Source organism: Mesorhizobium sp. M7A.F.Ca.US.005.03.2.1 (assembly GCF_003997795.1).
GTDB classification, from domain to species: Bacteria; Pseudomonadota; Alphaproteobacteria; order Rhizobiales; family Rhizobiaceae; genus Mesorhizobium; species Mesorhizobium ciceri.
In genome coordinates this window covers 1-1,884 of sequence record NZ_RZRP01001056.1, presented here as the reverse complement: position 1 = coordinate 1,884, position 1,884 = coordinate 1, and the positions used below count along the sequence as shown (strand labels likewise).

General features: G+C 65.0%; 2 protein-coding genes and 1 pseudogene. 2 read left to right on the top strand and 1 reads right to left on the bottom strand.

Going from position 1 to position 1,884, the window contains the following annotated elements; genetic code table 11:
• Positions 1–510: pseudogene (locus EN991_RS34520) on the top strand (gfo/Idh/MocA family oxidoreductase); the annotation flags it as partial.
• Between the two features lie 80 nt (positions 511–590).
• Here EN991_RS34520 and EN991_RS34515 read toward each other — a convergent pair.
• The gene (locus tag EN991_RS34515; RefSeq protein ID WP_013530503.1) at positions 591–866 is read right to left on the bottom strand and encodes a hypothetical protein; all 276 of its coding nucleotides are present in this window, start codon (positions 864–866) and stop codon (positions 591–593) included.
• Between the two features lie 143 nt (positions 867–1,009).
• Between EN991_RS34515 and EN991_RS34510 the strand changes: the two genes are divergently transcribed.
• Positions 1,010–1,884, top strand: an 875-nt coding sequence (locus tag EN991_RS34510; protein ID WP_245461159.1) for an amidase family protein, incomplete at its 3' end; no start/stop codon positions are given.

The window sequence follows — 1,884 nt, the reverse complement described above, 5'->3', positions numbered from 1 at the left end:
GACAGGCCAGCACGCGCGCCGGCCGACCTGGTGCGCGCCTATCGCGGGCTGACGGCGCTTTCCTCGCACCACATTTCAGCGATGCGCGGGCTGATCGGCGAGCCGGCGCGCGTGCTGGCCGCGCACCGCACCAATGGCGGCGCCAACACATCGGTCACCTTCGACTACGGCCATTTCGCTTGTCTCTACGACGCGGTGGTCGACGATCTCGGCCTGTTCGACGCAATGATCGAGGTGCGCTCCAACACCAGGCGCGTGCGCATCATCTACGACACGCCCTACATCCGCAGCCTGCCGACGCGGCTGGAGGTCACCGATGCCGGCCCGCTCGGCCCGGTGACGAAAGCCTTCGGCCCTCTCTACGGCGATGCTTTCTCGAATGAACTCGAGATTTTCCACCGCCACATCGCCGAAGGAACAAAGCCGCTGACCGACCTCGCCGATTCCCGCCGCGACCTGGCGCTGATGGCCGAAATCATCGAGCGTATGAAGGAGAGCGGCCAGCGTTGAGGCGCTCCCTACTGCCCTACTGCCCTACTGCCCTACTGCCCTACTGCCCTACTGCCCTACTGCCCTACTGCCCTACTGCCTTATTTCCCGCAGTGATGATCGTTGATCTTGTTCAATGCATTCGCGTCGGGTCCAACGCGATGGTAGGAGCACGCGCCAGCCGCCGTCGTCACCAACTGCTGATCGTAGTAGTGCGGGCCGCCGAACAGGATATCGATGAGATCGCCTTCGGCGGGAACGTAGCGTTCGGAGTGGACCCGGCGGTCGTGATGCCGGTCGCCAGCCAAGGCCGGGGCGCAAAGACTCGCGCCCGTAGCAACCGCGAGAGCTAGGATCGCAACGCATTTCGTGGTCATCGGCACACCCTTCTGGCCATTCCGGAATCGCACCATACATCCAAAACCGCCAGCCGGACAAAAGTTCCGAGAAGACCGCGATAGGCTCTTGCCGAAGCCTGCGGCCTCGCTCATCCATGATGCGTGGGAATGTGGGATCCGTGATGACCGACGCCAGCCTTCACCTCGTCGAAGCGACGATCGACCAACTGCGCCGCGCGCTCGATCACGGCACCGTCACCAGCGTCGAACTGGTCGGGGCGTATCTCAGGCGCATCGCGCATTTCGACCGGCACGGCATCAGCCTCAATGCCGTCCCAGTGCTCAACCCTGACATGTTTGAGCAGGCGGCGGCCTCCGACCAGCGGCGCCGCAACGGCGCCGTGCTCGGACCGCTCGACGGCATCCCCTACACCGCCAAGGACAGCTACAAGGTTGCAGGCCTGACGGTGGCCGCCGGCTCGCCGGCCTTCGAGCATCTCATTGCCAATGAGGATGCCTTCACCATAGCCCGGCTGCGCGCCGGCGGTGCGGTGCTGATCGGGCTGACCAACATGCCGCCAATGGCCAATGGCGGCATGCAGCGCGGCGTCTATGGCCGCGCCGAAAGTCCGTACAATGGCGATTATCTCACCGCCGCCTTCGCATCGGGTTCGTCCAATGGCTCCGGCACGGCGACAGCGGCCAGCTTCTGCGCCTTCGGGCTTGGCGAGGAAACCTGGTCGTCCGGCCGCGCGCCGGCCACCAACAATGCGCTGGTCGCCTACACGCCGTCGCGCGGCGTCATTTCTGTGCGCGGCAACTGGCCCCTGGTGCCGACCATGGATGTCGTCGTGCCGCATACGCGCAGCGTGCCCGACATGCTCGAACTGCTCGATGTGATCGTCGCCGACGATCCCGAGGCGCGAGGCGATTTCTGGCGCGCGCAGCCTTGGGTCAAGCTGCCGAAAAGCTCCGATGTGCGGCCGCCCCGTTATACCGATCTCGCACTGGCGGGGTCGTTGAAAGGCAAGCGCCTGGGCGTGCCCAGAATGTATAT

Excerpts from the sequence above, each read along its gene's own strand:
- EN991_RS34515 (WP_013530503.1), bottom strand. The coding sequence starts at position 866 with ATGACCACGAAATGCGTTGCGATCCTAGCTCTCGCGGTTGCTACGGGC.